Annotated in this window: 2 protein-coding genes; one reads left to right on the top strand and one right to left on the bottom strand. The window is 54.9% G+C overall.

What is annotated here, in order from left to right; translation table 11 throughout:
• The first annotated feature begins 62 nt into the window (after nt 1–62).
• On the top strand, nt 63–1847 hold the full coding sequence (gene rmuC, locus ACRC1E_RS12525) for a DNA recombination protein RmuC (protein WP_438515425.1): 1785 nt from the start codon (nt 63–65) through the stop codon (nt 1845–1847).
• 52 nt (nt 1848–1899) lie between these two features.
• On the opposite strand, the gene ACRC1E_RS12520 is transcribed toward rmuC, so the two are convergent.
• Complete coding sequence (locus ACRC1E_RS12520; RefSeq protein ID WP_438515424.1) at nt 1900–2907, bottom strand: GlxA family transcriptional regulator; 1008 nt, start codon at nt 2905–2907, stop codon at nt 1900–1902.
• Nucleotides 2908–3013 lie beyond the last annotated feature (106 nt).

The raw sequence follows: 3013 nt of genomic DNA, 5'->3' as shown, positions 1-3013 counted from the left end.
TTAAGTGAGCGCTATGCTGCTACACTGTCAATCCCAAATTTTTATCGGTTAAAGGAGTCTTTGTGCCGAGCTTGATCTTGTTGCTGGTGGCTTTAACCGGGCTGATCACAGGTGGGGGATTGGTCTTGATGTTGTGCCGAAGCAAGTTTTCTGCTGCGCTAGCACAGGCAGCTTCCGCTTCGGCTACCGAGATTGCTTTGCAGGCGCAGCAGATAGGCGCGCAGCAGGCTCAGCTTGCGGCTTCGCTGACCGAGCTTGAGCTATTGCGTGCTGACTTGGTAACGGCGAAAGGTTTGCTGAATGAGCAGCAGCAGATAAGGGCTCAGTTCGAGGAGCGTGCGCGGCAGGTTCCTGCCTTGCAGTCACAGCTATTGGCTTATGAGCAAGCATTAACGGGAGAGCGTAAATCCTGTCAGCAATATGCGGCGGCATTGTCGGCTGAACGTGAACGCCATGCTGCGCTTCAGGGGCGGCTTGAGTCGTTGCAAGTATTGCCCGAAAAACTGCAGGTGGCGCTTCAATCGCGCGATGATTTGTCTGTAATACAAGCCGCGCTGCGCGAAGAGTTGGGGCGTAGCAAGGCGGTCGTGGAATCGATGCAGGCTGAAAACCAGCGTTTGGCTAGCAGTCTGGATGCGGAAAAGCAGCAGCGCCACCGCGCCGAGCAGGCACGGTCTGCGCTGGAGAGCGAGCTGGCCTCGTTGAAAACGCAGCTGGATGCAGACCGCGAAAGTGCGATCAAGCAATTAGCACTGCTGAACGAGGCGCGAGAAACAATGTCGACGCAGTTTGAAAATCTGGCTCAGCAGATATTTGAGAGTAAAAGTCAGCGTTTTGCCGAGCAGAATCAGCATAACCTTGGGACTTTACTGGGGCCGCTTAAAACCCAGATTGCCGAATTCAAGTCCAAGGTTGAGCAGGTGTATGTGGAGGAGGGCAAGGGGCGGAGCGAGCTGAAAAGTCAGGTTGAAATGCTGGCCGGACTGAATAAGACCTTGAGCCAAGAGGCCAAAAACCTGGTTCGGGCATTGAAGGGCGACAATAAGGCTCAGGGCGGCTGGGGTGAGTTGATTCTCAAGGATCTTCTGGAGCAATTGGGCCTGAGTACCGGGGTGGAGTTTATCGAGCAGGCCAGTTATACGCGCGAGGATGGCAGCCGTGCCCAGCCGGACGTGGTGTTGCGTTTGCCGGAGGGGCGTAATCTGGTGATAGACGCCAAGGTCTCGCTTCTGGACTACACCCGGTATGTGTCCGCAGACACCGATGCCGAGCGCAGTATTGCACTGGCCGGCCATCTGGCATCGGTTCGCAATCACCTCAAGGGCCTGTCACTGCGCGAGTATCAGAAATTGCATGGTCTGGATTCCATCGATTTTGTGTTGATGTTTCTGCCGGTAGAGCCTGCCTTTATGTTGGCAGTGACACAGGATAGAGACTTGTTTCGCGAAGCATGGGACAAGAACGTTTTGCTCGTCAGCCCCTCCACCCTGATGTCGGTGGTGCGTACGGTCTCTCATCTATGGCGGCAAGAGAAGCGCAATCGTCAGACCGAGGCCATCGTCAAATGCGGTACCCAGCTATATGAAAGTGTCTGTGCCTTTGTCGCCGATTTTGACAAACTGGGCAGCCGCCTGCGTCAGGCTCAGGATAGTTTTGATGTTGCCCACCGGCGCCTGACTCACGGTAATAACAATATTATCGGTAAGGCCGGTCAGCTCAAGGATTTGGGGATTAGCTCTAGCAAGCAGATCGAGGCTAGCCATCTGGAGCGGGCACGCCTGCAAGAAGAGCTGTCTTTGCCTGACAATGAACCTGAGGAAGGGATGCTGCTCTTGGATGCATCCTGAACCGGCACCTTTACCTTCCACTGCTGTGGCGGGTAAAGGTGTCGTTTTTGTGTCATGCGGCGTCGGGTGCTTGTGCGGGAATATGATGCATGGCGCGCTGTGAGCGTTCTTCGCGCGGCGTGATATTGAAGTGGCTGCGGTAAGTGCTGGAAAAGTGCGGCCCACTGGAAAATCCGCAAGCAAGACCGATCTGAACAATGGACTTGGATGTCTGCTGTAATAGCTGGCGCGCTCGGTTTAGCCGTAGTTCCAGATAGTATTTGGACGGCACAGTACCCAAGTATTGCTTGAACAGACGCTCGAGCTGGCGACGCGAGACGCCGACGTAGAAGGCAATATCATCGGTCGACAGCGGCTCTTCAATATTGGCTTCCATCAGACTGACGGCTTCGGTCAGCTTGGGTTGGCTGCCGCCGATGCGGGTCGCCAGCGGGATGCGTTGGCGCTCGTTACCCGGACGGATACGCTCCATACTGAATAATTCGGACAGGCGCGAGGCAAACTCGCTGCCCAGCAAGCCGGAAACCAGTGTCACCATAAAGTCCAGCGTAGCGACACCTCCGGCACAGGAGGCACGGCTGCGGTCGATTTCAAACAAGTTGCCGGACACGATGACATCAGCGAATTCATCCGTCAAACGGCTGATTTCCTGCCAGTGTATGGTGGTGCGGTAGCCGGATAGCAAACCTGCACGCGCCAGCCAGTAGCTGCCACAACCAATACCTGCGATCAACATTTTGTCGTTTCCAGGCAGGCAGGCCGCACGTGCCAGTTCTTCGGTATTGATGCTGCCGTGGGTGTCATCTGCCAGAACAAACAAAGCATCCAGTCGTGGTGCATTGAGCAGGGGGAGGTCAACGGAGAGCTTTTGTCCGTTCAGCAAGGTCACTGCTTCGCCGTTGAACGAGAGCGTCAGATACTCGTAACACCGCTTTTCTGCCAGCTGGTTGGCCACGACCAGCACTTCAGTGGCAATGGCCAGATTAGCCATTGATGCATTGGGAAGCACCAGAAATCCGTAACGGAGCTGTTTATTGGGCGGTGACTTTGGGTGAACCATGAATTCGGGGTAACCGGTGTGAGCATTAGTGGAGTATCAGGCTTGCCTGCAAGATCGGTATTGCGACAAGATACAATGACTATTGTACGTTTATTGTGGTGTTTCC

The organism is Craterilacuibacter sp. (assembly GCF_051659485.1).
In the GTDB taxonomy this organism is placed as follows: domain Bacteria; phylum Pseudomonadota; class Gammaproteobacteria; order Burkholderiales; family Chromobacteriaceae; genus Craterilacuibacter.
Note: the sequence above shows the minus strand (reverse complement) of the source record. Positions and strands in the feature narration are given on the sequence as shown.